This is a genomic window from Streptomyces sp. NRRL F-5135 (genome assembly GCF_000719775.1).
GTDB classification, from domain to species: Bacteria; Actinomycetota; Actinomycetes; order Streptomycetales; family Streptomycetaceae; genus Streptomyces; species Streptomyces hebeiensis.
Window position 1 is genome coordinate 483,863 of sequence record NZ_JOHR01000001.1, and the last position, 23,207, is coordinate 507,069.

Annotated in this window: 23 protein-coding genes and 1 pseudogene; 8 read left to right on the forward strand and 16 right to left on the reverse strand. The window is 73.2% G+C overall.

Annotated features, from left to right (window positions below; all coding sequences use genetic code 11):
* Nucleotides 1-152 precede the first annotated feature (152 nt).
* The 3 genes from IG02_RS0102140 to IG02_RS0102150 form a co-directional block, all read right to left on the reverse strand.
* A complete protein-coding gene (locus IG02_RS0102140) occupies nt 153-1,115 on the reverse strand; it encodes an electron transfer flavoprotein subunit alpha/FixB family protein (RefSeq protein ID WP_030740957.1) in 963 nt (320 codons plus the stop codon).
* 93 nt (nt 1,116-1,208) lie between these two features.
* Nucleotides 1,209-2,003: an electron transfer flavoprotein subunit beta/FixA family protein gene (locus IG02_RS0102145; RefSeq protein WP_030740960.1), complete on the reverse strand. Its 795-nt coding sequence runs from the start codon at nt 2,001-2,003 to the stop codon at nt 1,209-1,211.
* A 232-nt stretch (nt 2,004-2,235) separates the two neighbouring features.
* The gene (locus tag IG02_RS0102150) at nt 2,236-2,553 is read right to left on the reverse strand and encodes a TlpA family protein disulfide reductase (protein WP_030740962.1); all 318 of its coding nucleotides are present in this window, start codon (nt 2,551-2,553) and stop codon (nt 2,236-2,238) included.
* Nucleotides 2,554-2,946: 393 nt separating this feature from the next.
* Here IG02_RS0102150 and IG02_RS0102155 point away from each other — a divergent pair, with 393 nt between their 5' ends.
* Nucleotides 2,947-3,675, forward strand: coding sequence for a lysophospholipid acyltransferase family protein (locus tag IG02_RS0102155; protein ID WP_030740964.1), 729 nt, complete (start codon nt 2,947-2,949; stop codon nt 3,673-3,675).
* Nucleotides 3,676-3,771: 96 nt separating this feature from the next.
* Here IG02_RS0102155 and IG02_RS42445 read toward each other — a convergent pair.
* The 4 genes and pseudogenes from IG02_RS42445 to IG02_RS0102170 all read right to left on the reverse strand — a co-directional run.
* A pseudogene (locus IG02_RS42445) lies at nt 3,772-3,897 on the reverse strand (cytoplasmic protein); the annotation flags it as partial.
* Nucleotides 3,898-3,966: 69 nt separating this feature from the next.
* A complete protein-coding gene (locus IG02_RS0102160) occupies nt 3,967-5,055 on the reverse strand; it encodes a threonine aldolase family protein (protein ID WP_030740966.1) in 1,089 nt (362 codons plus the stop codon).
* Nucleotides 5,034-5,795, reverse strand: a complete 762-nt coding sequence (locus tag IG02_RS0102165) for an SDR family NAD(P)-dependent oxidoreductase (protein ID WP_030740969.1) — start codon at nt 5,793-5,795, stop codon at nt 5,034-5,036. Before IG02_RS0102165 ends, IG02_RS0102160 begins: the two co-directional genes overlap by 22 nt.
* A gap of 26 nt (nt 5,796-5,821) precedes the next feature.
* Entirely contained in the window at nt 5,822-7,219 is a 1,398-nt protein-coding gene (locus IG02_RS0102170; protein WP_030740972.1) for a DUF6421 family protein, read from the reverse strand.
* Between the two features lie 245 nt (nt 7,220-7,464).
* On the opposite strand from IG02_RS0102170, the gene IG02_RS0102175 reads away from it, so the two are divergent.
* The gene (locus IG02_RS0102175; protein ID WP_078854109.1) at nt 7,465-8,148 is read left to right on the forward strand and encodes a glycerophosphodiester phosphodiesterase; all 684 of its coding nucleotides are present in this window, start codon (nt 7,465-7,467) and stop codon (nt 8,146-8,148) included.
* A 160-nt stretch (nt 8,149-8,308) separates the two neighbouring features.
* Here IG02_RS0102175 and IG02_RS0102180 read toward each other — a convergent pair whose 3' ends face one another.
* Nucleotides 8,309-8,860, reverse strand: a complete 552-nt coding sequence (locus tag IG02_RS0102180; RefSeq protein WP_030740977.1) for a GNAT family N-acetyltransferase — start codon at nt 8,858-8,860, stop codon at nt 8,309-8,311.
* Nucleotides 8,861-9,161: 301 nt separating this feature from the next.
* Here IG02_RS0102180 and IG02_RS0102185 point away from each other — a divergent pair, with 301 nt between their 5' ends.
* From IG02_RS0102185 to IG02_RS0102200, 4 genes are all read left to right on the forward strand, one after another.
* Nucleotides 9,162-9,851, forward strand: coding sequence for a DUF5134 domain-containing protein (locus tag IG02_RS0102185; protein WP_030740981.1), 690 nt, complete (start codon nt 9,162-9,164; stop codon nt 9,849-9,851).
* A gap of 113 nt (nt 9,852-9,964) precedes the next feature.
* Nucleotides 9,965-10,900 (forward strand): M56 family metallopeptidase, encoded by a 936-nt coding sequence (locus tag IG02_RS0102190; protein WP_030740984.1) that lies wholly within the window; start codon nt 9,965-9,967, stop codon nt 10,898-10,900.
* Nucleotides 10,901-11,218: 318 nt separating this feature from the next.
* Nucleotides 11,219-11,911: a phosphatase PAP2 family protein gene (locus IG02_RS0102195; protein WP_030740987.1), complete on the forward strand. Its 693-nt coding sequence runs from the start codon at nt 11,219-11,221 to the stop codon at nt 11,909-11,911.
* 19 nt (nt 11,912-11,930) lie between these two features.
* Nucleotides 11,931-12,641, forward strand: coding sequence for an HAD family hydrolase (locus IG02_RS0102200; protein WP_030740989.1), 711 nt, complete (start codon nt 11,931-11,933; stop codon nt 12,639-12,641).
* 38 nt (nt 12,642-12,679) lie between these two features.
* On the opposite strand, the gene IG02_RS0102205 is transcribed toward IG02_RS0102200, so the two are convergent.
* On the reverse strand, nt 12,680-13,720 hold the full coding sequence (locus tag IG02_RS0102205) for a hypothetical protein (protein ID WP_234314572.1): 1,041 nt from the start codon (nt 13,718-13,720) through the stop codon (nt 12,680-12,682).
* Between the two features lie 96 nt (nt 13,721-13,816).
* Here IG02_RS0102205 and IG02_RS43380 point away from each other — a divergent pair, with 96 nt between their 5' ends.
* Nucleotides 13,817-13,951, forward strand: coding sequence for a hypothetical protein (locus IG02_RS43380; RefSeq protein WP_267958481.1), 135 nt, complete (start codon nt 13,817-13,819; stop codon nt 13,949-13,951).
* A 155-nt stretch (nt 13,952-14,106) separates the two neighbouring features.
* Here IG02_RS43380 and IG02_RS38155 read toward each other — a convergent pair whose 3' ends face one another.
* Nucleotides 14,107-14,706 carry a hypothetical protein gene (locus IG02_RS38155; protein WP_037801809.1) on the reverse strand — a complete coding sequence of 200 codons (600 nt, stop codon included), beginning with the start codon at nt 14,704-14,706 and terminating at the stop codon, nt 14,107-14,109.
* Nucleotides 14,707-14,932: 226 nt separating this feature from the next.
* Here IG02_RS38155 and IG02_RS43385 point away from each other — a divergent pair, with 226 nt between their 5' ends.
* Nucleotides 14,933-19,273 (forward strand): HAD-IC family P-type ATPase, encoded by a 4,341-nt coding sequence (locus tag IG02_RS43385; RefSeq protein ID WP_158712222.1) that lies wholly within the window; start codon nt 14,933-14,935, stop codon nt 19,271-19,273.
* Between the two features lie 69 nt (nt 19,274-19,342).
* Here the strand turns inward: IG02_RS43385 and hypA are convergent, their stop codons facing one another.
* The 6 genes from hypA to IG02_RS0102250 form a co-directional block, all read right to left on the reverse strand.
* Complete coding sequence (gene hypA, locus IG02_RS0102225; protein ID WP_030740997.1) at nt 19,343-19,717, reverse strand: hydrogenase maturation nickel metallochaperone HypA; 375 nt, start codon at nt 19,715-19,717, stop codon at nt 19,343-19,345.
* 60 nt (nt 19,718-19,777) lie between these two features.
* On the reverse strand, nt 19,778-19,927 hold the full coding sequence (locus IG02_RS42015) for a hypothetical protein (protein ID WP_199813936.1): 150 nt from the start codon (nt 19,925-19,927) through the stop codon (nt 19,778-19,780).
* Nucleotides 19,928-20,025: 98 nt separating this feature from the next.
* A complete protein-coding gene (locus IG02_RS0102235) occupies nt 20,026-20,232 on the reverse strand; it encodes a hypothetical protein (protein ID WP_030740999.1) in 207 nt (68 codons plus the stop codon).
* Nucleotides 20,233-20,247: 15 nt separating this feature from the next.
* Nucleotides 20,248-20,859 (reverse strand): DUF5947 family protein, encoded by a 612-nt coding sequence (locus IG02_RS0102240; RefSeq protein ID WP_030741002.1) that lies wholly within the window; start codon nt 20,857-20,859, stop codon nt 20,248-20,250.
* Entirely contained in the window at nt 20,856-21,413 is a 558-nt protein-coding gene (locus tag IG02_RS0102245) for a NifU family protein (protein ID WP_030741004.1), read from the reverse strand. Before IG02_RS0102245 ends, IG02_RS0102240 begins: the two co-directional genes overlap by 4 nt.
* Nucleotides 21,406-23,205, reverse strand: coding sequence for a nickel-dependent hydrogenase large subunit (locus tag IG02_RS0102250; protein ID WP_030741005.1), 1,800 nt, complete (start codon nt 23,203-23,205; stop codon nt 21,406-21,408). The genes IG02_RS0102245 and IG02_RS0102250 overlap by 8 nt, the downstream gene beginning before the upstream one ends.
* Nucleotides 23,206-23,207: the final 2 nt, after the last annotated feature.

Below are 23,207 nucleotides of genomic sequence, written 5' to 3' on the forward strand. Positions count from 1 at the left end.
CCGCCGGCGGCGGAAGTCAAGCAGCGGTGTTCGTTCCCCGTCAATGAGGACCGGGCGCCTCCAGGAGGGGCCCTGGATACGGGGCGGGCCCGGGGGCGTGCGGTGTTTTCGCCGCGCGACCCCGGGCCCGTACCACTCGTACCGCCGTCCGGCTAGCCCTTGCGGGCCTTGATCTCCTCGGTCAGCTGCGGAACGACCTCGAAGAGGTCGCCGACGACGCCGTAGTCGACCAGGTCGAAGATGGGTGCCTCGGCGTCCTTGTTGACCGCGACGATGGTCTTCGAGGTCTGCATGCCGGCCCGGTGCTGGATGGCGCCGGAGATGCCGGAGGCGATGTACAGCTGCGGGGAGACGGACTTGCCGGTCTGACCCACCTGGTGGGAGTGCGGGTACCAGCCGGCGTCGACCGCGGCGCGCGAGGCGCCGACGGCCGCGCCGAGCGAGTCGGCCAGCGCCTCGATGATCGCGAAGTTGTCGGCGCCGTTCACACCGCGGCCGCCGGAGACCACGATCGCCGCCTCGGTCAGCTCGGGGCGGCCGGTCGACTCGCGCGGCGTGCGGGAGATGATCTTCGTGCCGGTGGCCAGCTCCCCGAACGCCACCGTCAGCGGCTCCACGGTGCCGGCGGCGGGGGCGGCCTCGACCGGCGCCGAGTTGGGCTTGACGGTGATGACCGGGGTGCCCTTGGTGATCCGGGAGGTGGTGGTGTACGCGGCGGCGAACACCGACTGGGTGGCGACCGGGCCCTCCTCACCGGCCTGGAGGTCCACCGCGTCGGTGATGACGCCCGAGCCGATCCGGACCGCGAGGCGGGCCGCGATCTCCTTGGTCTCGCCGGAGGAGGGGAACAGGACGGCGGACGGCGAGACCGACTCGTAGGCGGCCTGGACCGCGTCCACCTTGGGCACGACGAGGTAATCGGCGAACTCGGGGGCGTCGGCCGTGACCACCTTGACCGCACCGTGCTCGGCGAGGGCCGGGGCGGTCGCCTCGGCGCCCGCCCCGAGGGCGAGCGCGACGGGCTCGCCGAGGCGACGGGCCAGGGTCAGCAGCTCCAGAGTGGGCTTGCGGACGGCACCGTCCACGTGGTCGACATAGACGAGGACTTCAGCCATGGGACTTCTTCTCTCCTGCGGTGCTGGTGGTCGTGAGGGTGGGAGTGACGGGAGCGGGCCGGCCGGGCCGACGGCACCCGTCGGACCGCGTCGTCAGACGAACTTCCGCTCCGCGAGGAAGCCCGCGAGCTGCTTGCCGCCCTCACCCTCGTCCTTGACGATCGTTCCGGCCGTGCGGGCCGGCCGCTCGGTGGCGGAGTCGACCTTCGTCCAGGCCCCTTCGAGGCCCACCTCGTCCGCCTCGATCTCCAGGTCACCCAGGTCCCAGGCCTGCACCGGCTTCTTCTTGGCCGCCATGATCCCCTTGAAGGAGGGGTAACGGGCCTCGCCGGACTGGTCGGTGACGGACACGACGGCCGGCAGGGACGCCTCCAGGCTCTCGCTCGCGCTGTCGCCGTCCCGGCGGCCCTTGACCGTACCGCCGGCACCACCCTCGACCGAGACCTCGGAGAGCAGCGTGACCTGCGGGACGCCGAGCCGCTCGGCGAGCACCGCGGGCAGCACACCCATCGTGCCGTCGGTGGACGCCATGCCGCAGATCACCAGGTCGTACCCGGTCTTCTCGATGGCCTTGGCCAGCACCAGTGACGTGCCCAGGACATCGGTGCCGTGCAGGTCGTCGTCCTCGACGTGAACGGCCTTGTCGGCCCCCATGGACAGCGCCTTGCGCAGCGCGTCCTTGGCGTCCTCGGGACCGACGGTCAGCACCGTGGTCTCCGCGTCGTCCGCCTCGGCCGCGATCTGCAGCGCCTGCTCGACCGCGTACTCGTCGAGTTCCGACAGCAGCCCGTCGACATCGTCGCGGTCCAGAGTCAGGTCATCGGCGAAATGGCGGTCGCCGGTGGCGTCGGGCACGTACTTCACACAGACAACGATCCTCAAGCTCACGCCGGCTCTCCTACTGCATCGTTATTTCCGGGCTGCCTCGTTGCACGCAGCATAGGCGCCTTGTCAGGCGGTTTCCGGCCGGAAGACCGGTGCACCCGCGGTAAATATTACTCGTCAGTACACCCAGATGGTTCCCCCTGAGCAAGCGCTTCGCACTGTGACCTACCCAACGCGAGCAGCCGGAAGCGGACAGGCGCGCGCCCGACGCGCGGGCCCCGGGAAACCGAGCGGGTCAGACCGCCTCCCCCAGCGCGGCGATCACGTCCGCCGTGCGCGGCTGTCCGGTGGCGCGCCGTACGACACGGCCCGCCGCGTCGAGGACCAGCACGGTGGGCGTCGCCCGGATCCCGAGTTCCCGGACGAGGTCGAGCCGGGACTCGGCGTCGAGTTCGACGTGTGCGACCCCGGGGACCATGGCGGCCACCTCTGCGAGGACGCGCCGGGTCGCCCGGCAGGGCTGGCAGAACGCGGTGGAGAACTGGACGAGGGTGGCCCGCTCCCCCGGCGCGGCACCGAGTTCGGCCGCCCCGAGCCGGCGCCGTTCGCCCACGCTGCCGTCCGGAACCGGGTCGGGCGGGCGGTTCCGCCCGCGCTCCGCCCCTGGTCCGACGGCGATGCCGGTGTCGATGTCGGTGTTGTTGATGTGCCGCTCGTACGCCACCCCTACCACCTGTCCCCTTCCCTGTCCGCCGGTCCGCGGTCACAGTGCCTCGCGCCTTCGCCCAGCGCCCGCCGGAGCGCTCACTATTCCCCGCCGTACCGCCCTGACGTCAGCGAACGTAAGCTGACGGACACGCCGACGTGACAAGAATCTCGCCGTACGAGCAGACCGGGGCTGGCCTCGAAGGCTCGTATGCGGCACGATCGGCCCAATGCCGCAGACCTACGGCTGCGTAACTTCCGCGGGGAGAACCCTGCCCGGGACAAGAAGGGTTTCCACCAGATGGCAGACCTCGTCTATCGGCCGGTCATCGGCGCTGCCCGCACCATGTTCAAGGCGCTGGACCTGAAGATCGACACCCAGGGTTCCGAGCACGTCCCGCGTACCGGCGGGGCCGTGCTCGTCAGCAATCACATCAGCTATCTGGACTTCGTGTTCGCCGGACTCACCGCCCTCCCGCACAAGCGCCTGGTGCGGTTCATGGCCAAGGAGTCGGTCTTCCGGCACAAGGTGTCGGGTCCCCTGATGCGCGGGATGAAACACATCCCGGTGGACCGCAAGCAGGGCGAACACGCCTACGCGCAGGCGCTGGACTCACTGCGCTCCGGAGAGATCGTCGGGATGTTCCCCGAGGGGACCATCTCCCCGTCCTTCACCCTCAAGAGTTTCAAGTCGGGGGCGGCGCGGCTGGCGCAGGAGGCCGGTGTGCCGCTGGTGCCGGTGGCCCTGTGGGGCACACAGCGGCTGTGGACCAAGGGCCGTCCGCGCAACTTCAAGCGCCAGCACATCCCGGTGACGATCCGGGTCGGCGAGCAGATCGAGGCGGCGACGGACCAGTACGCGGGGGCGATCACCCGGCGTGTGCGCGAGCGGGTGCAGGAGTTGCTGGAGGCCGCGCAGCGGGCCTACCCGGTACGGCCGAAGGACGCCCACGACACCTGGTGGGTGCCCGCGCACCTCGGCGGTACGGCACCCACGCCGGCCGAGGCACGCGCGGCCGAGGCGGGCTGAGACCTCCCGGACCTGGTCCCGGCCCGACGGAAACGCCTCCCCGCCGGGCCCGTACCACGGGCCCGGCGGGAGCCGGTCGACGGTGGGGCGCTCGGCTCACTCCACCTCGTGGACCGTGATCCGCGCCCCGGGGCTCAGCTTCTGGAGCGACTCCGCGAGCTCGGCGCCCGCCGCCTCGAGCGCTTCCCGCGTGAGCGGTGCGAGCCCCTCCAGCAGGAAGACCTAGGAACACAGCGGACCGGAAATCCAATGGATTTCCGGTCCGCTGCATACTCATGCGGGTCTCTGGCGTCAGGCGGCCATCTCCTCCTTGAGCGCCTGCACGAAGGCGTCGATGTCCTCCTCCGTCGTGTCGAAGGCACACATCCAGCGCACGTCCCCCGCCTTCTCGTCCCAGAAGTAGAAGCGGAACCGCTCCTGGAGACGCTCACCCGCGTCGTGCGGCAGTCGCGCGAAGACCGCGTTGGCCTGGACGGGGTGAAGGATCTCCACGCCGTCGACCGCGCGCACGCCCGCCGCCAGGCGCTGGGCCATGGCGTTGCTGTGCCGGGCGTTGCGCAGCCACAGGTCCTTCGCCAGCAGCGCCTCCAACTGGACGGAGACGAACCGCATCTTGGACGGCAGTTGCATGGACAGCTTGCGCAGATGCTTCATCGCCCGCGCCGCGTCGGGGTTCAGCACGACGACGGCCTCGCCGAAGAGCATGCCGTTCTTCGTGCCGCCGTAGGAGAGGACGTCGACACCGGCGGCGTTGGTGAAGGCGCGCATCGGAACGTTCAGCGACGCGGCGGCGTTCGCTATCCGGGCACCGTCCAGGTGGACCTTCATCCCGCGTTCATGGGCGTGCTCGCAGATGGCCCGGACCTCGTCGGGCGTGTAGACGGTGCCCAGTTCGGTGCTCTGGGTGATCGACACGACCTGCGGCATGGCCCGGTGCTCGTCGTCCCAGCCGTACGCCTGCCGGTCGATCAGCTCGGGCGTGAGCTTGCCGTCGGGTGTCGGTACGGTCAGCAGCTTCAGGCCCGCCACCCGCTCAGGGGCGCCGCCCTCGTCCACGTTGATGTGCGCGGTCTCGGCGCAGACGACCGCGCCCCGGCGGTCGGTCAGCGCCTGCAGCGCGACCACGTTGGCGCCGGTGCCGTTGAAGACGGGGAACGTCTCGGCATCCGCCCCGAAGTGGCTGTGCATGATCCGCCGGAGGTGGTCGGTGTACTCGTCCTCGCCGTAGGCGACCTGATGGCCGCCGTTGGCCAGGGCGAGGGCGGCGAGCACCTCGGGGTGGGCTCCCGCGTAGTTGTCGCTGGCGAAGCCCCGTACCTCGGGGTCGTGGTGGCGGCGCGCGTCGGTCGTGCGGGGCCTCACGGCTCGGGGGTCAGCCACAGTCGGTTTCCGTTCACTTGCCGGGCGGGCAGGTCCCAGACCTCGACGATGGCCTCGGCCAGGTCCTTGACGTCCGTGAAGCCCGCGAACTTCGCGTTCGGGCGCTCGGCGCGCATCGCGTCGTGCACCAGTGCCTTGACCACCAGGATGGCAGCGGCCGCGCGGGGCCCCTCCTCGCCCCCCTCCCTGCGGAAGGCGTCGGCGAGTGCCTGCGTCCACGCCTCGGCCGCGGCCTTGGCGGCGGCGTAGGCGGCGTTGCCCGCCGTCGGCCTGGTCGCGCCCGCGGCGCTGACCAGCACGAAGCGGCCCCGGTCGCTGCGCAGCAGGGCGTCGTGGAAGGCAAGGGAGGTGTTCTGGACGGTCCGGACCAGCAGCTTCTCCAGCAGGAACCAGTCCGCGGGGTCGGTGTCGGTGAACGAGGCGCTGCCCCGCCAGCCGCCCACGAGATGGACCAGCCCGTCGATCCGGCCGTGCTCCTTCTCGGCCTTGTCCGCCCAGGCCCGCGCCGCGACGGGGTCGAGGAGGTCGACGGTGTCCCCGATGACGACCGCGCCGTCGTGCGCGGACCGGGTCGCGTCGATCGCTTCGGCCAGCCGGGCGGCGTCCGCGTCCGCGGCGACGACGGTGGCGCCCGCCTCGGCCAGCCGGAGCAGGGTCGCCCGCCCCGCCGGGCCCCCGGCGCCGGCCACCGCGACGACCGCGCCGTCCAGCCCGCTCCCCGTACCGTCGCTGTCGCTCATGTCCGTCGTCTCCCGTCCGCGGGCGCTCACGCGGCCGCTCGATCGGTGGTTGTCGCGGTGATGCCCTTGGTCGAGGCGACCACCTTCCTGAGCTTCTTGGCGAGCGCCTCGTAGAACATGCTGAGCGGAAACTCGTCCGCAAGCACGTCGTCGACGAGCTTACGGGGCGGCAGTGACAGGTCCAGGGCGTCGGGACCCTTGGCCCAGCGGGAGCCGGGGTGCGGGGCGAGATACGTGGAGACCAGGTCGTACGCGGCGAACCAGTGGACGAGCTTGGGACGGTCGATCCCGGCCCGGTAGAGGTCCTCGATCTCCGCGCAGAGCCGCTGGGTGACCAGTGGCGCCCGTTCCCAGTCGATGCGCAGGGTGTTGTCGGTCCAGCGCACCACGTCGTGCTGGTGGAGGTAGGCGAACAGGAGCTGGCCGCCGAGGCCGTCGTAGTTGCGCACCCGTTCCCCGGTGACCGGGAAGCGGAACATGCGGTCGAAGAGCACGGCGTACTGGACGTCCCTGCCCTGCGCGACGCCCTCCGACTCCAGCCGCACGGCCTCACGGAACGCCGTGAGGTCGCAGCGCAGCTCCTCCAGTCCGTACATCCAGAACGGCTGCCGCTGCTTGATCATGAAGGGGTCGAACGGCAGGTCGCCGTGGCTGTGGGTGCGGTCGTGGACCATGTCCCAGAGCACGAACGCCTGCTGGCAGCGGTCCTGGTCGGCGATCAACTCGCGGATGTCGTCGGGGAGTTCGAGTCCGAGCGTGTCGACGGCGGCCCCGATGACCCGGCGGAAGCGGGCGGCCTCCCGGTCACAGAAGATCGCACCCCAGCTGAACCGCTCGGGGGCTTCGCGCACGGCGATCGTCTCCGGGAAGAACACCGCGGAGTTGGTGTCGTAGCCGGCGGTGAAACCCTCGAAGGTGATGCCGCAGAAGAGCGGGTTGTCGTACCGGGTGCGTTCCAGCTCGGCCAGCCACTCCGGCCAGACCATGCGCACCACGACCGCCTCGAGGTTGCGGTCCGGGTTGCCGTTCTGCGTGTACATGGGGAAGACGGCGAGGTGCTGGCGGCCGTCCGCCCGGTGCGCCGCGGGCTGGAACGCGAGCAGCGAGTCCAGGAAGTCCGGCACGCCGAAGCCGCCGTCCGCCCATCGCCGCAGGTCCGTCACCAGCGCGGAGTGGTACGCCGCGTCGTGCGGGAGCAGCGGGGAGAGCCGCCGGAGCGCGGCCACGACCCGGTCGAGCGCCGCCTCGACGGTGGCGCGCCCGGGCGCGCCGTCCGCGGCGAGGTCGATCGAGCCGTCCTTGGACTGCCAGGGACGGATCTCCTCGACCGCGTCCTTGAGCTCCGGCCAGGCCGGGTGGTCGACCACCCGTGGGGCGTCATGTATTCCGGGTTCGGCTCCGGGCCGCACAAGGATGTCCGTCATGTCACTTCCTCCACGGGAGAATCTGGCGTCAAGGCACCGTATAGGCCGTCCGTTCTTCTATACAAGCGCACCTTGGGGAAATCTTCCTGCCGAACCCCTCCATTGCCGTTGATTTTCCTGTCGTACGACCGGAAGACACGTGTATCCCTCATCTGTCGAAGGCTCCGGCGCGGGGCGGGCCGGGCGTCGCGGTCAGGGACTAGGCTCCCGGGCGGGATTCAGCGTCGACGGAAGTGAGATCCGCCTTGAGTTTCCTCACCATCGGCCATCGCGGAGTGATGGGTGTCGAACCGGAGAACACCCTGCGCTCCTTCGCGCACGCCGAGCGCGTCGGTATGGACGCCATCGAGTTGGACCTGCACCTGAGCAAGGACGGCGCTCTCGTCGTCATGCACGACACGGACGTGGACCGTACGACCGACGGCACGGGCGCGATCGCCGACCGGACGCTCGCCGAGCTGCGCGAGCTGGACGCGGGGCAGGGCGAGCGCGTACCGGTCTTCGAGGAGGTCCTGGACGCCGTGGGATCGCCGGTCCAGGCGGAGATCAAGGACGTGGCCGCCGCCCGCGCGCTGGCCGAGGTGATGCGCCGACGCGAGCTGGTGGAGCGGGTGGAGGTGTCATCGTTCCACGACGAGGCGGTCGCCGAGATCAAGTCCCTGGTGCCGGGGGTACGGACCGTGCTGATCGCCAGCCGCTGGGGCGCCGACGTGGTGGACCGCGCCACGGCGGTGGGGGCCGAGCGGCTGGCGCTGAACATCCGCAGGCTGACCCTGGAGACCGTCGAGCGCGCCCGCGCGGAGGGGCTCGGGATCATCGGCTGGGTCGTGAACACCGCGGATCACCTGCGGCTGGCGCGGGCCTTCGAATTGGACGCGGTGACCACGGACTTCCCCGAGATCCGGCACGCGACCAGGCAGTCGGCCTGAAGCCGCCGCCGGCGGCGGACCGGGGCCCGGAACGGGGGCCGGTCCGCCGCCGGTCCCGTCGCCCCCGCGCAGGCCGGGCGGGTCGGACACCGGGCCGACGCGGGTCAGGCGCCGGCCGGGCGGGTCAGGGCGAGCGGCCCGGGCCCGGCGGCGGCGCGCATCAGGCCGCGAGGGGCTTGACCAGCAGCTCGAAGGCCAGGCCCGGGCGGCGCGGGACGCCGAAGCGCTCGTCGCCGTACGGGAACGGGGACACCTCTCCCGTACGGCGGTAGCCGCGCCGCTCGTACCAGGCGATCAGCTCCTCTCGCACCGTGATCACGGTCATCCGCATCTCCCGCGCTCCCCAGCTCTCCCGGGCGGTTCGTTCCGCCTCGGCGAGCACCTTCCGGCCGAGCCCCGCGCCCTGCGCGCCGGGCCGTACGGCGAACATGCCGAAGTAGGCGGCGTCCCCCTGGCGTTCAAGCCGGCAGCAGGCGACGAGCGCGCCGTCCCTCTCGACCGCCAGCAGCCGGCTGCCGGGGGACTCGATCGCCTCGAGAACGCCCTGCGGATCGGTCCGCTGCCCGTCGAGGATGTCCGCCTCCGTGGTCCAGCCCGCCCGGCTGGACTCGCCCCGGTAGGCCGACTGCACGAGCGCGACGACCGCTTCCGCGTCGGCCGCCGTGGCGTTCCGGTAGATGAGGTCGTCGGCGGTGCGCGGCGCGGTGTCCATGGGCTCGGTCTCCGTAGTCGGGTAGCGCGGTGTGTCGCGTCGCGCACGTGGCGACGGCGCCGACGGTGCGGTCTCCCGGCCGTGGCGGCGCACGGTCGTGGCGCGCGGCATCGCGTGCCCCGCGTCCGTCGTGTCGGTCGCGGGTGATCGAGGAAGCCTAACCGCTCGGCGCGCACGCCCGGATGGGCGCCCTTCGTCCGCCCGCCGCGCTCCCCTTGTGACCCTCTGCGCTCGTATGCGCACCGGGCACCAGGGGCAGGAAAAACACGACACCATCCGAACGGGGGCGGGGAGGCGCGCGATGCATGGACCGACAGCGGCCGGCTGGCTGCTCGTCGCGCTGTGCGCGGCGTCCGGAGGGTACTGCCTGCTCCGATGGCGCGCTGGCCCGGGCGGACGGGGTGACACGGCCGGCGGTGAGGCGGTGATGGGGTTCGGTATGGCGGTCATGGCGGTACCGGCCGCCGTGCTGACGCCACCGCGGGAAGTCTGGCTGGTGTACGCGGTGGTGTTCGGCGGAGCGGCACTGCACGCGCTCGGTCACGGCCCGCGCGGTTCGGGGCACCGCCTGCACCACCTGATAGGCACGCTCGCCATGGTCTACATGGCCGGCGCCATGGCCGCGGCGCCCACCGGGGCGCACGGCGCGACGGCGGGACACATGCCGTCGGGGGCGCCGCTCGTCACCGGTGTGCTGCTGATCTACTACACGGTCTACGTCCTGCGGGCGGGCACACACCTGCTTCCGGTGGCGATACCGGCCGGGCCCGAGGACGTGGGCCCGGGGGGCGGAACGCCCGGTGCTCCCATACCCGGCGGCATCACGCGGGGCGCGGTCGCCGGCCGCGTGGTGACCGATGACGGTACGGCCCGGGGCGGAGCGACCGGCGGTGGGACGGCTTGGGTCCCGTGGGGCGCGCGGGCCGAACTGGCCCTGGCCTGCCGGCTGTCCATGGGGCTCGCCATGCTGGCGATGCTCCTCATCCTCTGACGCTCCGCCACCCGGCATGACGACCGCCGTCCGCCCAGGATGAAACGTGTCGTAGGTCACTTGACGGTTCAGGGCATACCCCTGAGGATCAGGACCCTCATAGTCTGTCGTCCATGATGGTCTCCCTGGCGCTGCTGTCGCTCGGCGCACTGGCCGCCGTCGTCGCCCCGCGGCTTCTGTCGCGTGCCGAGTGGCCGGACCGAGAGCCCGTGGTGGCGCTGTGGGTGTGGCAGTGCGTGGTGGCGGCCGTGCTGCTGAGTTTCGCGCTCTCCATGGTGTTCAGCGCGGCAGCTGCCTGGCAGGCCGTCAGGGGCCATGTCTTCGCGCCGGCACCGCGCGGGGTGGTGGAGGCGTACGCGCTCACCGCGCACGGGCCGTGGTCGGCCGTGCTCGCCGTCCTGCTGGCGAGCGGCGGTGTATGGACGGCGGCGATGCTCACCCGCGAGATCCACCGGGCGCGCCGCAGGCGGCGGCAGCGCCGGGCGGAACTTCTCGTCCGCGCCCCGGTCCTGCCCGGCGAGGAGCCAGGCGACGAGCCGCTGGTCGTCCTGGAGGGCGAGCGTCCCCACGCCTGGTGGCTGGCCGGTGCCGCGCCGCAACTGGTCATCACCACGGCCGCGTTGCGCCGCCTGAAGGGCCGTCAGCTCGATGCCGTACTGGCGCACGAGCAGGGTCACGCGCGCGCTCGGCACGACTGGCTGTTGCACTGTTCGGGCGCTCTGGCGAACGGCTTTCCGCAGGTGCCGGTGTTCGCGGCGTTCCGCGACGAGATGCACCGGCTGGTGGAGCTGGCCGCGGACGACGTGGCCTCCCGCCGCTTCGGCCGACTGACGATCGCCCTCGCCCTGGTCGAACTGAACGAGGACCGCGGGGTGTTCGGGCCCGCCACCACCCCGCAGGCACAGCTGCCGCAGCGCGTGAATCGGCTGCTGTCGCCCGTGCCCCGGCTCACCGCGGGGCGTCGGCTGCGCCTGACGGCCGCCGCGGCCGCGGTGCCCGCGATCCCGCTGCTGGTGGCTTTCTTCCCGGCGCTGCGCGCACTTGGCTGACGCGATTCGTCGTGCGCGACGCACATGGTCCAGTGCCGCGACCGGCAAGGTTCGCCCGTCAAGGAGCGCCCGCCGCGCAGCGGCCGATGTCACTCTCGGCGGCGACACGGCCGTTCTCGCCCGCGCACGGATGACCCCGGACGCTGTTGGGCCCTTCGGAGACCTGGCGGCGAATCTCCGCCGGTGACTCGCGCCGGTTCCTGGCGGCCACCTCGGCGCGACGCACCGGACGCCGCCGGCCCCGCGCTTCGGGACGGACGGCGCTCTTTTCACGAGCGCCCTGGCCCGGCACGTACGCCGTCGGCGAAGATCGACCCCATGCACTCCGCACCTGCTCCCGCCCCCGCCCCTCCTCCTCCGGTCCGTCCTCGGCGGGTCACGGCCGCCCGCGCGGCCATCGTGCTCGGCGCCGCGTCCGCCGTGCTGGTGGCGCTGGTGGTGGCGAAGTGGGGTCCGTTGTACTCCTTCGACCGGACGGTCGCCGTCGGGCTGCACCGGCAGGCGGTCGCCGACCCGGGCCTCACCCACGCCAACCGGGTGTTCACCGACTGGGTCTGGGACCCCTGGACCATGCGCGCGCTGACCGCGGTCGCGGTGGTCGTGGTGTGGCTGCGGCGGGAACGACTCCTCGCCCTGTGGGTCGCGGTGACGAGCGCGGTGGGTGCGGGCGTCTCGCAGGCGATGAAGTCCGCCGTGGGGCGATCGCGGCCGCACTGGCCCGACCCGGTCGACTCCGCCCATTTCGCGGCCTTCCCCTCGGGTCACGCGCTGACGGCGACCGTGACCTGTGGGCTGGTGCTGTGGCTGGTACGCCGACACGGTGTGTCCGGCTGGGCGTGGGCCACGATCCTGACCCTCGCGGTCGTCTCGGTGGTCGGAGTGGGGTTCACCCGGATGTGGCTGGGCGTTCACTGGGGCTCCGACGTCCTGGGCGGCTGGCTGGTCGGCGGCCTGCTGGTCGCGCTGTCCGTGGCCGGGTACGAACGACTGGCCTTGTCCCGGGCGCGATGACTTCGCGAGGATCGGACGCATGACCTACAAGGGTGTGCTCTTCGATTTCTCCGGAACCCTCTTCCGCATCGAATCCGCCGGATCCTGGCTGCGGGCCGTGCTCGACGAGGCGGGCATCGTCCTGCCGCCCGAGGAGGTGCGGCGGTACGCGATGCGGCTGGCCGTGGCGGGCGCGCTGCCCGGCGGCACCGCCCCTCAGCAGGTGCCGCCGGACCTGGCCGAGGTATGGGCCACCCGCGACGAGAGCGCGGAACGGCACCGGGCCGCGTACACCGGGCTGGCCAGGACGGTGCCGCTGCCCTCCCCCGCCCTGTACGACGCGCTGTACGAGCGCCATATGACTCCGGACGCCTGGCGTCCGTACGCAGACGCCGCCGAGGTACTGAGCACACTGCGGCGCGAGGGCATCGGTGTCGCGGTCGTGAGCAACATCGGCTGGGACCTGCGGCCGGTCTTCCGGGCCCATGGCCTGGACACCTGGGTGGACGCGTACGTGCTCTCCTACGAACACGGCGTCCAGAAACCCGACACGCGCCTGTTCGCCGCGGCCTGCGAGCTGCTCGGCCAGGATCCGCACGACTGCCTGATGGTGGGGGACGACCGGCGGGCGGACGGCGGAGCGGTCGAGTTGGGCTGTTCCGTGCACTTCGTGGACCATCTGCCGGTGGAGGAGCGCCCGGCCGGGCTGCGGCCCGTGCTGGAGCCGGCGAGCCGGGGGCCATTGCCGTAGGCGCGGGTACGGCGCGCCGGCCGCGGCGTGCGACGACCTCAGGGGCCGTCGGCCGCGAGGCGTTCGACGACGGTCGCCGCGTCCCGGGCCGTGCGGCGCGCTTCCCGTACCGCGCGCTCGGCCTCCCGCGCGCGGGAGCGGGTGTCGTCCACCTCCCGCCGCGCGGTGCGGCGCTGTTCCTCGGTCTCCTCGAGCCGCTGTCTCAGGTCCGCGGCCCGACGGTCGGTCTCCTCCCACGCGGCCTGGGCCCGGTCCCGCTCCGCCTCGGCCCGCCGGAGTCGGCCGGTCAGCGAGGTGACCTCCCGCTCGGCGGCCCGGGCCGCCTCACGGGCGCGGGCGAACTCCGCCCGGCGCCGCTCCTCGCGCCGCCGCCCGGCCCGTCGCCGGCGCGCCTCGTCCAGGTCGCCGACCGTGGCCGCCTCGCTCTTCCGGCCGGCTCGGCCGGCTTGGCCGGTTCGGCCGGCGGGGACCGGCCCGGACGTGGGGGCCGGGGCGGCGGCGCGGGCCGCGGTGAAGCCGACCGGCGGGCTGAGCGGCCTGGCCAGCCGCCCCGCCGCCCAGCGCTCGGCCGCGTCCTGGTCGGCGAGGACCGCGTGCAACGTGGTCTCGACCTCCCGTCGCGCCTGCTCGCCCACCGGCTGCCCCGCGTCGGCCGCCAGCTGACGTGCCTGGCTCGCCAGCGCCGTCACCAGGGCGTGCCGCCTGCGGGACAGCTCGCGCAACCGCTCCCCGTCCAGCTCCTGGTGGGCGTGGCGCAATGCCCGGCCGAGGTCGACCAGCCGCTCGACCTGGTCCGCCCGTTCGCGTACGAGGAGGTTGCTCGCCCAGGCCGACACAGTCGGCCGGCGCAGTGCCCGGATCCGGTCCGCGAGGTCACGTCCCCCGGCCTTCCGTGCCTGGGCCGCGCGGGCGTCGCGGGCCGCGACGAACTCGCCCGGCAGCAGCCCGTACAGCTCGTCGGCGACCCCCTCCAGGTCCATCGGGTCCAGGTCCGTCGACCGGCCCTCGTCCCGCGGGCGCGTCCTGGCGGACCGTGCGCCCGTGGACCCACCGCCTCCCTTCCCGGACTCGTTCGTCATGACGTGTTCACCTGGCGTTCGGTCGTCGTCCGCCACCCGGAAGCCTGTTCCGCTCACAAAGGGAGGAAAGGACACCACGGACAGAAAGGGCGCCCCATGCCCGCCATTCTCGGCTCGATCCTCACCAAGCTGGCACTCGCCGCGATCGAGGCGGTCGTCACCCACGCGCTGACGCGGCTGTGGACGGATTACGCGCGCTCACGACGCGCCGCCGCCCCGGCGTACGCCTGACGGCCGCACTTCGGCCGCGGCCGGCCCATCCGCCGGCCCGTCCACCGACCACGGCGGTCCCGCCGGAGCCCGTCCCGGGGCGGCCCGGCGGTCGGTGCCGCCGGGCCGCCCGGGGCGCCGCCGGGTGGGGCGGGAGGCCGGTATCACCCTCCCTGTCACGCCTTCGCGGTCCGCTTCCTCGCGCCGCTCCGCGTGCCGGACGTCGCCGCACTCCCCGTCCCACCCCTGGAGCCGCCCCTCGCGGTGGTCTTCGCCGTGGTCTTCGCGGCGGTCTTCGTGCCGCCCCCCGCGCCCGCGCCGGCCTCGGTACCGGACCGTGCCCCGCCACCGCGCCGCCGGGACGTCGCCGTCGACGCGGCTCCGCCCTCCTCCGAGCGCTTCGCGGCACGCCCGTCCCCGTTCCCCTCCTGACGCCGGCCGCCGCGGGCGACCACGGTCGCCGCCCCGATGGCCAACGCCACCGGCCAGTCGACGGCCCCGAAGACCGCGAGGGCACCGAGTCCGCCGTAGAAGGCGAGCCGCTTGGGCGGCGGCATCGACGGCATCGACGCCTTGGACGGCATGGGGGGCGCCAGCTTCGATCCGGCGGCGCGCGCGTTGGCGGTGACGTCGCCGGGGGTGAGGTACGGGATGGGCAGCTTCGCGTGGAGCGTGTGCATCCGCAGACCATCCCCGTCGGACCGGTTCCCGGCCGTGTTCTTCTTGCCCGCACTGCCCTGTTTGCCCCCGCGTGTGGTCGCGGTGTCGTCTGCCATGTCGGCCACCTCCTTGAGGATTTGTCCTTTTTATACTACTTTTCCACCATATCCGTGCCGTGCGCCCCGGGCCGCCGACGGCCGTCGGCGAGGCGCGATCCGCGCCGGCCGCCGCTCCACCGACACCCGGGCCGATCAGCCGAAGGTGGAGGGTCAGCCCTTGAGAATCCCGGGACTCGGCGCGTTCAGGGCGGTCGGACGACCCGTCGGCACCCTTCTGGAAGCCTTGATCACTCCCCTCTCGCCACGTCCCCACCCGCGGGTACGGATGTTCCACCACCAACGGGTGCATCTGGCGGTACGGGGCCTGCGGGGCGCGTCGGGCGTCAAGCTCGCCGAGCACGTGGAGCGACAGCTTGCCGAGGTGCCCGGGGTGCGGTGGGCGGCGGTGAACGCGGCCCTGGAGGCCGTGGTCGTCGCCACCGAGGGCCCGGCGGACGAGGAGGCGACCGTACAGGCGCTGATCGACGTGGTCGAGGCGGCGGAACAGGCCCACGACACCGCCCGCGGGCCGCTGCCGCCCCACCCGGTCTCGGCGGAACCGGCCGGCCGGGCCGCCTGGGCCATGGCGAGCCAGGCCATGGCCCTGCCGGTGGCGGTCCTCGCCCGCGTGTCCCGGAGCGCTCCCCTGCCCCTCGAAGTGGCCTCGTTCGTCACCATCGTGGAGACCCAGCCCCGCCTGCGGCGCATGGTGTCGCGGATGGTGGGCGAGCGGAACACCGCCTTGGTGCTCGCCACGCTCAACGCCGCGGCCCAGGGCAGCGCGGGCGGATTCCTGGGCCTCTCGGTCGACGTCGTACGGCATGCCATGCGCACGGCCGAACTCAACGCCCACCGCGCCTCCTGGACCACGGCCGAGCCGGAACTGGCCGGAGCCCCGCACCTGGCCGGGGCCGAGTTCCAGGACCTGCCACCGCGGCCGGTTCCCCTGCGTCCGGGCCCCGTCGAGCGGTACGCCGACACGGCCGCCGTCCTCGCCGGTGTGACCTTCGCCGGGGCGCTGGCGGTCACCCGGCGGGTGCCCGACGCGGCGACCGCCTCGCTCGCGGCCATCCCCAAGGCGCCCTGGCTGGCCCGGGAGGGGTTCGCCTGCGCCCTCGGCGGCGCCCTCGCCCACAGCGGCACCCTCGTCGCCACCCCGGAGGCACTGCGCAGGCTCGACCGGATCGACACCGTCGTCCTCGACACCGCCGCGCTGACCACCGGAGCGTACGTCCTCACCACGCTCGTCCCGCTCGACGCGGACGGCGCCGCGGGGCAGCTCGCGGCCACCGCCCACCGCCTCTTCGACCCGGAGCACCCCGAACGGCTCAGCCAGGACGGTGAGGACGGCGAGGACGGTGAGGGCTGGTGCCTCGGCCCGGTCGACCGGCTCTCCCTGCGCGGCCGCACCGGGGCCCGGGCCCGGGCGCGACTGGAGCGGGAGGGCGCCGCGCGGGTGCTGGGCCTGGCGCGTGAGGCACGGCTGATGGCGGTGGTCGGCATCGTGCCGGAGGCGCACGAGGCCGCCGAGGCGCTGGTGGGCGCCGCCCGGCGGGCCGGACTGCGGGTGCTGGTGACGGGCGAGGGCACACCCGCCGTGGTGACCGGGGCCGACGGCACCGTCCCCGGCGGCGTGCGGCTCACCGCGTCCGTACGCGAGCGGCAGGAGGACGGCGCGGGGGTGCTGCTGATCTCCCGGGACCGCGTGGCGCTGGACGCGGCCGACGTCGGCATCGGCATCGCGGGCTCGGAGGGACAGCCCGCCTGGGGTGCCCATCTGCACACCGCCGACCCCGGCGACGCCGTGGTCGTGGTCGAGGCGTGCGGGGTGGCCCGCCGGGTCTCGCGGCGTGGCGTATGGCTGTCCAAGGGCGCCGCGGGCCTCGGCGGCACGATGACGCTCGCCGGGCGGACGGGCACGCAGGGCGTGCGCAGCCTGGCGGCCGTCAACTGGTCCGCCGCGCTCGGCCTGGCCTACGGGGCCTGGTCGGCGGCCGAGCTGCTGCGCCGACCGCCGGCCCGCGTGGCGTCCCGGCAGCCCTGGCACGCGATGACCCCGGAGACGGTCCTGGCCAGAACGGGCAGCACCGGGAACGGATTGAGCGAACGCGAGGCCCTGGACCGCTCCGAGCGGTCGGGCGACCGTCCCGTGCGGCCCACCTCGCTGCCCCGCGCCGTCGCGACCGAGCTGGCCAATCCGCTCACGCCGGTGCTGGTGGGCGGCGCCGCCCTGTCCGCGACGGTCGGCGGCGTGCTCGACGCGGCCATCGTCCTCGCCGTCACCGGACTGTCCGGGCTCATCGGCGGCACCCAGCGCCATGTCACCGACCGGGCGGTACGACGCCTGCACGAGCGCTCCGCCGTGCGGGCCCGGGTGGTACGCCGCGGCGAGGAGCGCGTCATCCCGGCCGAGGACCTGGTCGTGGGCGACGTCGTCGCCGTCTCCTCCGGCGATGTCGTCCCCGCCGACTGCCGGCTGCTGGACGCCCACGGTGTGGAGGCGGACGAATCGGCGCTGACCGGGGAGTCCCTGCCGGTCGCCAAGACGGTGGACCCCGTGCTCGCCTCCGATGTGGCGGACCGTACGTCCATGCTCTACGAGGGCACCACCGTGGCCGCCGGCCGGGCCCGCGCGGTCGTCGTGGCCACCGGCGGGGCCACCGAGGCCGGACGGGGCGCCGGCGCGGCCCGGGGCGCGCCGCCCCCGGTGGGGGTCGAGCACCGGCTCGCGCGGATCACGAGGACCACCCTGCCCCTCGCCCTGGGCTCGGCGGGCGCGGTGCTGGCGGCCGGGCTGCTGCGCGGCCGGCCGGTCAAGGAGACCGTCGGCGCGGGTGTCGGCCTCGCCGTGGCGAGCGTGCCGGAGGGGCTGCCGTTTCTGGTTTCCGCGGCCCAACTCGCCGCCGCCCGACGGCTGTCCGCCGTGGGGGTGCTGGTCCGCGACCCGCGCACCATCGAGGCGGCGGGCCGCGCTGACGTGCTGTGCTTCGACAAGACCGGCACGCTCACGCACGGCCGGATCGAACTCGCCGGGGTGGTCGCGTACGGCGACCCGGAGGCCCGGCCGCCGGAACGCCTCGGGCCGGGACACCGGGCCGTGCTGGCGGCCGGGCTGCGGGCCACCCCCCGGCCGCGCGGCGGCCGCAAACTGGAGCACTTCACCGATCGCGCCGTGACGACCGGCGCCGAGCGGGCCGGGGTGGCCCGTACCGAAGGGGCACGCGGCTGGCGGCGCACCGCCGGCCTGCTGTTCGAACCCAGTCGCGGCTTCCACGCCACTCGGGCCCACGGCGACGGGCAGTGGCTGCTGTCGGTCAAGGGCGCCCCCGAGCGGGTCGTCGAGCGCTGTTCCCTGAGCCGCGCGGACAAGGACGCGCTCCTCGCCGAGAGCGAGCGGCTGGCCGCCCGGGGCCACCGGGTCCTGGCGGTCGCCGAGGCGCGCGGCGGGAAGGGCGGCCCGCTCACCGACGACACGGCACGCGGACTGGACTTCCTCGGCTTCCTCCTGCTCAGCGACAAGGTCCGCGTGGGCGCGGCCCGTTCGGTGCGGCAGCTGGCCGAGGCCGGCGTGCACATCGTGATGATCACCGGGGACCACCCGCAGACCGCCGAGGCGATCGCCCGGGAACTGAACGTGGTCGACGGCCGCCGGGTCGTCACCGGCGCGGATCTGGACGCGCTGGACGACGACGCGCTCGACGAGCTGCTGCCGCATGTCGGTGTGGTCGCCCGGGGCACCCCGACCCACAAGGTGCGGGTGGTCAGGGCGTTCCAGCGGCTGGGCCGTACGGTCGCGATGACCGGCGACGGCGCCAACGACGCGCCCGCGATCCGGCTCGCGGACGTCGGTATCGCCCTCGGCGCCCGCGCCACCCCGGCCGCCCGCGCCGCCGCGGACCTCGTCGTCACCGACGACCGGCTGGAGACGATCCTGGCGGCGCTGGTCGAGGGCCGCGCGATGTGGGCCTCCGTGCGCCAGGCCCTGGCCATCCTGCTCGGCGGGAACCTCGGTGAGATCGGCTTCACGGTCCTCGGCGCCACCGTCACCGGCGCCTCGCCCCTGACGGCCCGTCAGCTCCTGTTGGTCAACCTCTTCACGGACCTCGCGCCCGCCATCGCCGTGGCCCTGCGCCCGCCGGGGGAGGACGCGGCCGAACGGCTGCTCCAGGAAGGCCCCGAGTCCTCGCTCGGCACCGCCCTCACGGACGAGATCACCGTACGGGCCGTGACCACCGCCCTCGGCGCCACCGCCGCGTGGCTCGCGGCCCGCGCCACGGGCCGCCCCGCCCGGGCCCGTACGGTCGCCCTCGCCGCGCTGGTGGGCACCCAGCTCGGCCAGACCCTGCTGGTCGGGGGCCGCAGTCTCACCGTCCTGGCATCCGCGGCCGGCTCCATGGCGGCGCTCGCCGCGGTCATCCAGACGCCCGGCGTCAGCCACTTCTTCGGCAGCACCCCGCTGGGCCCGTTCGGCTGGTCCATCGCCCTCGCCGCGGCCACGGCGGCCACCCTCGCGTCCGTCTTCCTCCCCCCGGTGGCCCGGCGCGCCCGGACGGTTCTGGCCTCCCTGCCCGCGTCGGCCTCCTGATGAGGGCGCGCCCGGCGCGCCGGGCACGGGCCCCGCTCCGCGCGGCCTCCGGGCGGAGCGGGGCCGCGTTCACCGCCGGTGGGCGGCCGGCCCCGCGTCCTCCCGCAACTCGACGCGGACGACCTCCAGTTCGCGTCCCCCACGCAACGCGGTCGAGGGCTGCTCGCAGCGCGGACACCAGAAGAGGGGCGGCATCCCGACCGGGAACTCGGCCGCGCACGGCTCGCAGTACGCCCGGGCGGTGACCGTCTCGACGACGAGCGCGGCCGTGGCCAGTGCCGTGCCCTCGCGCGCCACCTCGAAGGAGAAGGTGAGGGCGTCGGGGACGACACCGGCCAGTTCGCCCAGCCGTACGGTGACCGAGGAGACACCGGCCGCACCGTGCTCGCGCGCGACCTCGGCCGCGCGGTCGACGATCGCCGTCGCGATCGACAATTCATGCATGACCGCTCCCGGTACCGGTACGGAATGTCGTCGGTGTACGGGCCGTCATCGCCCGTGGGGTCACCGCCGGCGGCGGGTGCCGGGCCGGAAGCCCACGATCCGCCAGATCTTGATCTCACGCACCAGCCCGGGGAGCTCCTTCACCAGCAGCGCGAGCGCCAGTCCGCCCACGAGCGCGCCCTGTGCCATCAGTACCCGTTCGGCCTTCATCCTTCGCTCCTCGTCCTCTGCTCCTCGTCGTCCTTTCGTACGGCCGGCCCTCCGTGCGGCCGGCCGCACGCTCCGGTTCGCGTGGCGGCACGGCACCGTCATCCCGGGGGGATGCTCGGCATGGTCTTCGCGACCGCGTTGTGCTTCTTCCAGTGGATGCCGGTGGCCCGCCGGGCGTCGGCGGTGCCGTCCATGTGGTGTCCGGGCTGCCGCCGGTACGGGCCCCTGTTGCCCTGCCGCATCCCGCGGACGTGTGCCGGGGTGTCGGGCTTCGCCTGGGGTTTGCCGACTCTGATGCCGCTCATCGTCCACTCCACTCCTTACCGCTGTTCGGTGAGTTCCCCGAAGAACCGTTCCAGGGCGGGCCACACCCGGTCTCCCCCGGACATCCCCCGCCAATGGCGGCGTACGAGGGCGACCATCCGGAAACAGTCGTCGACCGGGACGATCCAGTGGTGCCGGAGGCCGCGCGCGGTGTTGACCAGCAGGGCCTCCACGTCGGGCGCCAGGGTGTCCAGCGGGGGGCAGCGCGCCACGGCCTCCCGCCAGGCCCGTGGATCCGCCTCCCACCGGGTCGCCCCGGCCGGACTCGGGTAGTGCGCGGTCACCGTGGTGTCCGGCCGCCGGACGAAGAAGGCGAGGCCGACCGGGACTCCCAGGGCCTTCGTGTCGACCGGGGGCAGCCGTACCCGTCGCCGGGGCACCAGCCGGTAATGGCCTTCTCCGGCCTCGTCCTTGACGAAGAGCAGTGAGCAGGGCCGGCAGGCGCACAGGATCTCCTGCCGGCCGACGTCGAACACATGCCGGTGGTCGGCCGGTACGGGAGCGCCGCAGAGGTCACAGGGTTCGGCGGCATCGGTCCGCGCGGTCGACCGGCCCTCCGCGTGGTCGGCGGACCCGCGCAGGACCCGGGCCAGGGCGCCGGTGGTCATGTCGGCTCTTTCGCCGGGGCCGCCGGGGCGACACGCCGCGTCAGGGTGTCGAGGGGGACGAACGCGGGCGGCCGGGCCGGGTCCTTGACCCGTTCCACTCCCGACAGCTCGGGGGCGGCGGCAGACAGTGCTTCCCGGACCGCCTCCTCGAGGCCGGCGGACGCGGAACCGCACCCCTTGGTGGTCAGCCGTACCCGGGCCACGCCACCGTCGATCCCGGCCAGTTCCAGGTCACCGCCCCGCTCGCGGACGGCCGGCCGAAGTACGTCGACGGCGCGCGCGACACGGCGGTCCGTGGGGTCGGGGTGGATCTCGTGCAGCACCAGCAGGTGCCCGAGCAGTTCGTCGTCGGCCAGCCGGCCGGCCAGCCGCCGGTCCGCGTGGTCCAGCACGCGGGCCAGCGCCTCGCCGTAGATCTCCGTCAGGGCCCGCACCGTCTCGATCGCCGCCCGCGCGGCCGGCCCGGGATCGGCCTCCAGCTGTTCGAGCAGTTCGTCCACGCGGCCCAGCCGCCCGGCGACCGCCGTGTCGTCGAGCCGCGCGACGTCAGCCATGACTCGCTCCGTACGTCGGTGTGTGCGACACCTGCACCGACTTGCCCTTGCCGAGATACATGTGCACCCCGCAGGGCAGGCAGGGGTCGAAGCTGCGGACGGTGCGCATGATGTCGACGCCCTTGAAGTCGTCGGGGCCGTTCTCCTCGAAGATCGGCTGGCCCTGGACGGCGTCCTCGTAGGGACCGGGCGTCCCGTAGCTGTCGCGGGGGCTGGCGTTCCAGGGGGTCGGCGGGTACGGGTGGTAGTTGGCGATCTTCTTGTCCCTGATCACCAGGTGGTGCGAGAGGACGCCGCGGACCGCTTCGTGGAAGCCGCAGCCGATCGCCTCGTCCGGTACCTCGAATTCCTGGAAGACCCTGGTGTCCCCGGCGCGGACCAGTCCCATGGCCTGTTCGAGGAACTGGAGGGCCATCGCGGCGGCGTAGGCGACGAAGTACGGCCTCGCCCGGTCGCGTTCGATGGTGTTGCTCCACTTCGGGATCTTCCACTCCAGCGTCATCTCCGGCAGTTCCTCGCTCTTGGGCAGGGAGATCCGCACGCTGTGCCCGGTGGCCTTGATGTACGGGGTCTCGACCAGTCCGTTCAGCGCCGTCGACCACAGCCTGGCGAGCGGGCCGCCCCCGGTGTCCAGCGCGAGGTGCTGGTCGGTGTTCCGGTCGTACCAGCGAGGGCTCATCACCCAGCTGTACTTGCCGTCGAACTCTCGCTTCTGCGGCACCGGAACCGTCGTCTGGTTCCACGGGTGGCGCATGTCGACGGGGTTGCCGAGGGGGTCGTGGGTGACGAACGGCTCCTCGGCCACCCAGTCCTCGTAGTAGGAGCTGCCGAGCAGGATCCGCAGGCCGAGGTTGATGTCGACCAGGTTGTTGGTGACGAGCGCGCCGTCCACGACGATGCCGGGGGTGACGTACATCGCCTTCCCCCAGCTGTTCATCGTCTCGTAGCGGTAGTCGCAGACGTCCGGGTTCTGCCACGCCCCCCAGCAGCCCAGCAGGATCCGGCGGCGTCCCACTTCCTCGTAGCCCGGCAGGGCGTCGTAGAAGAAGTCGAAGACGTCGTCGTTCATCGCCACCGCCCGCTTGACGAAGTCGAGGACCCTCATCAGCCGGGAGAGGTAGTCGGTGAACGTGGTCGGCTCGGGCATGGTGCCGACACCGCCGGGATACAGCGTGGAGGGATGGACGTGACGCCCCTCCATCAGGCAGAACATCTCGCGCGTGACGCGGCTGACCTTGAGGGCCTGCTTGTACACCTCGCCCTCGAAGGGGTTGAAGGCGCGCATGATGTCGGCGATGGTCCGGTAGCCGTGGATCCGCCCGTTCGGTGCCTCGGTGCGTTCCGCCGTGGCCAGCAGGCCCGGGTTGGTGGCCTTGACCATGGCCTCGCAGAAGTCCACGAACACCAGGTTGTCCTGGAAGATCGTGTGATCGAACATGTACTCGGCGGCTTCTCCGAGGTTGACGATGTGTTCGGCGAGCGGCGGCGGTTTGACGCCGTAGGCCATCTGCTGGGCGTAGTCGGAGCAGGTGGTGTGGTTGTCGCCGCAGATGCCGCAGATGCGTGACGTGATGAAGCCGGCGTCGCGCGGGTCCTTGCCCTTCATGAAGACCGAGTAGCCGCGGAAGAGGGACGAGGTGCTGTGGCACTCGACCACCTCGCGGTTGGCGAAGTCGATCTTCGTGTAGATGCCGAGGTTGCCGATGATCCGGGTGATCGGATCCCAGGACATGTCCACGATCTGCCCGGGTTTCCGCTTCCCGGCCCGGGTGCGCTCCTCGGTTGACGTCATGG

Excerpts from the sequence above, each read along its gene's own strand:
- IG02_RS0102140 (WP_030740957.1), bottom strand. The coding sequence starts at position 1,115 with ATGGCTGAAGTCCTCGTCTATGTCGACCACGTGGACGGTGCCGTCCGC.
- IG02_RS0102155 (WP_030740964.1), top strand. The coding sequence starts at position 2,947 with ATGGCAGACCTCGTCTATCGGCCGGTCATCGGCGCTGCCCGCACCATG.
- IG02_RS0102165 (WP_030740969.1), bottom strand. The coding sequence starts at position 5,795 with ATGAGCGACAGCGACGGTACGGGGAGCGGGCTGGACGGCGCGGTCGTC.
- IG02_RS0102170 (WP_030740972.1), bottom strand. The coding sequence starts at position 7,219 with ATGACGGACATCCTTGTGCGGCCCGGAGCCGAACCCGGAATACATGAC.
- IG02_RS0102180 (WP_030740977.1), bottom strand. The coding sequence starts at position 8,860 with ATGGACACCGCGCCGCGCACCGCCGACGACCTCATCTACCGGAACGCC.
- IG02_RS0102185 (WP_030740981.1), top strand. The coding sequence starts at position 9,162 with ATGCATGGACCGACAGCGGCCGGCTGGCTGCTCGTCGCGCTGTGCGCG.
- IG02_RS0102190 (WP_030740984.1), top strand. The coding sequence starts at position 9,965 with ATGATGGTCTCCCTGGCGCTGCTGTCGCTCGGCGCACTGGCCGCCGTC.
- IG02_RS0102195 (WP_030740987.1), top strand. The coding sequence starts at position 11,219 with ATGCACTCCGCACCTGCTCCCGCCCCCGCCCCTCCTCCTCCGGTCCGT.
- IG02_RS0102200 (WP_030740989.1), top strand. The coding sequence starts at position 11,931 with ATGACCTACAAGGGTGTGCTCTTCGATTTCTCCGGAACCCTCTTCCGC.
- IG02_RS0102205 (WP_234314572.1), bottom strand. The coding sequence starts at position 13,720 with ATGACGAACGAGTCCGGGAAGGGAGGCGGTGGGTCCACGGGCGCACGG.
- IG02_RS43380 (WP_267958481.1), top strand. The coding sequence starts at position 13,817 with ATGCCCGCCATTCTCGGCTCGATCCTCACCAAGCTGGCACTCGCCGCG.
- IG02_RS38155 (WP_037801809.1), bottom strand. The coding sequence starts at position 14,706 with ATGGCAGACGACACCGCGACCACACGCGGGGGCAAACAGGGCAGTGCG.
- hypA (WP_030740997.1), bottom strand. The coding sequence starts at position 19,717 with ATGCATGAATTGTCGATCGCGACGGCGATCGTCGACCGCGCGGCCGAG.
- IG02_RS42015 (WP_199813936.1), bottom strand. The coding sequence starts at position 19,927 with ATGAAGGCCGAACGGGTACTGATGGCACAGGGCGCGCTCGTGGGCGGA.
- IG02_RS0102235 (WP_030740999.1), bottom strand. The coding sequence starts at position 20,232 with ATGAGCGGCATCAGAGTCGGCAAACCCCAGGCGAAGCCCGACACCCCG.
- IG02_RS0102240 (WP_030741002.1), bottom strand. The coding sequence starts at position 20,859 with ATGACCACCGGCGCCCTGGCCCGGGTCCTGCGCGGGTCCGCCGACCAC.
- IG02_RS0102245 (WP_030741004.1), bottom strand. The coding sequence starts at position 21,413 with ATGGCTGACGTCGCGCGGCTCGACGACACGGCGGTCGCCGGGCGGCTG.
- IG02_RS0102250 (WP_030741005.1), bottom strand. The coding sequence starts at position 23,205 with ATGACGTCAACCGAGGAGCGCACCCGGGCCGGGAAGCGGAAACCCGGG.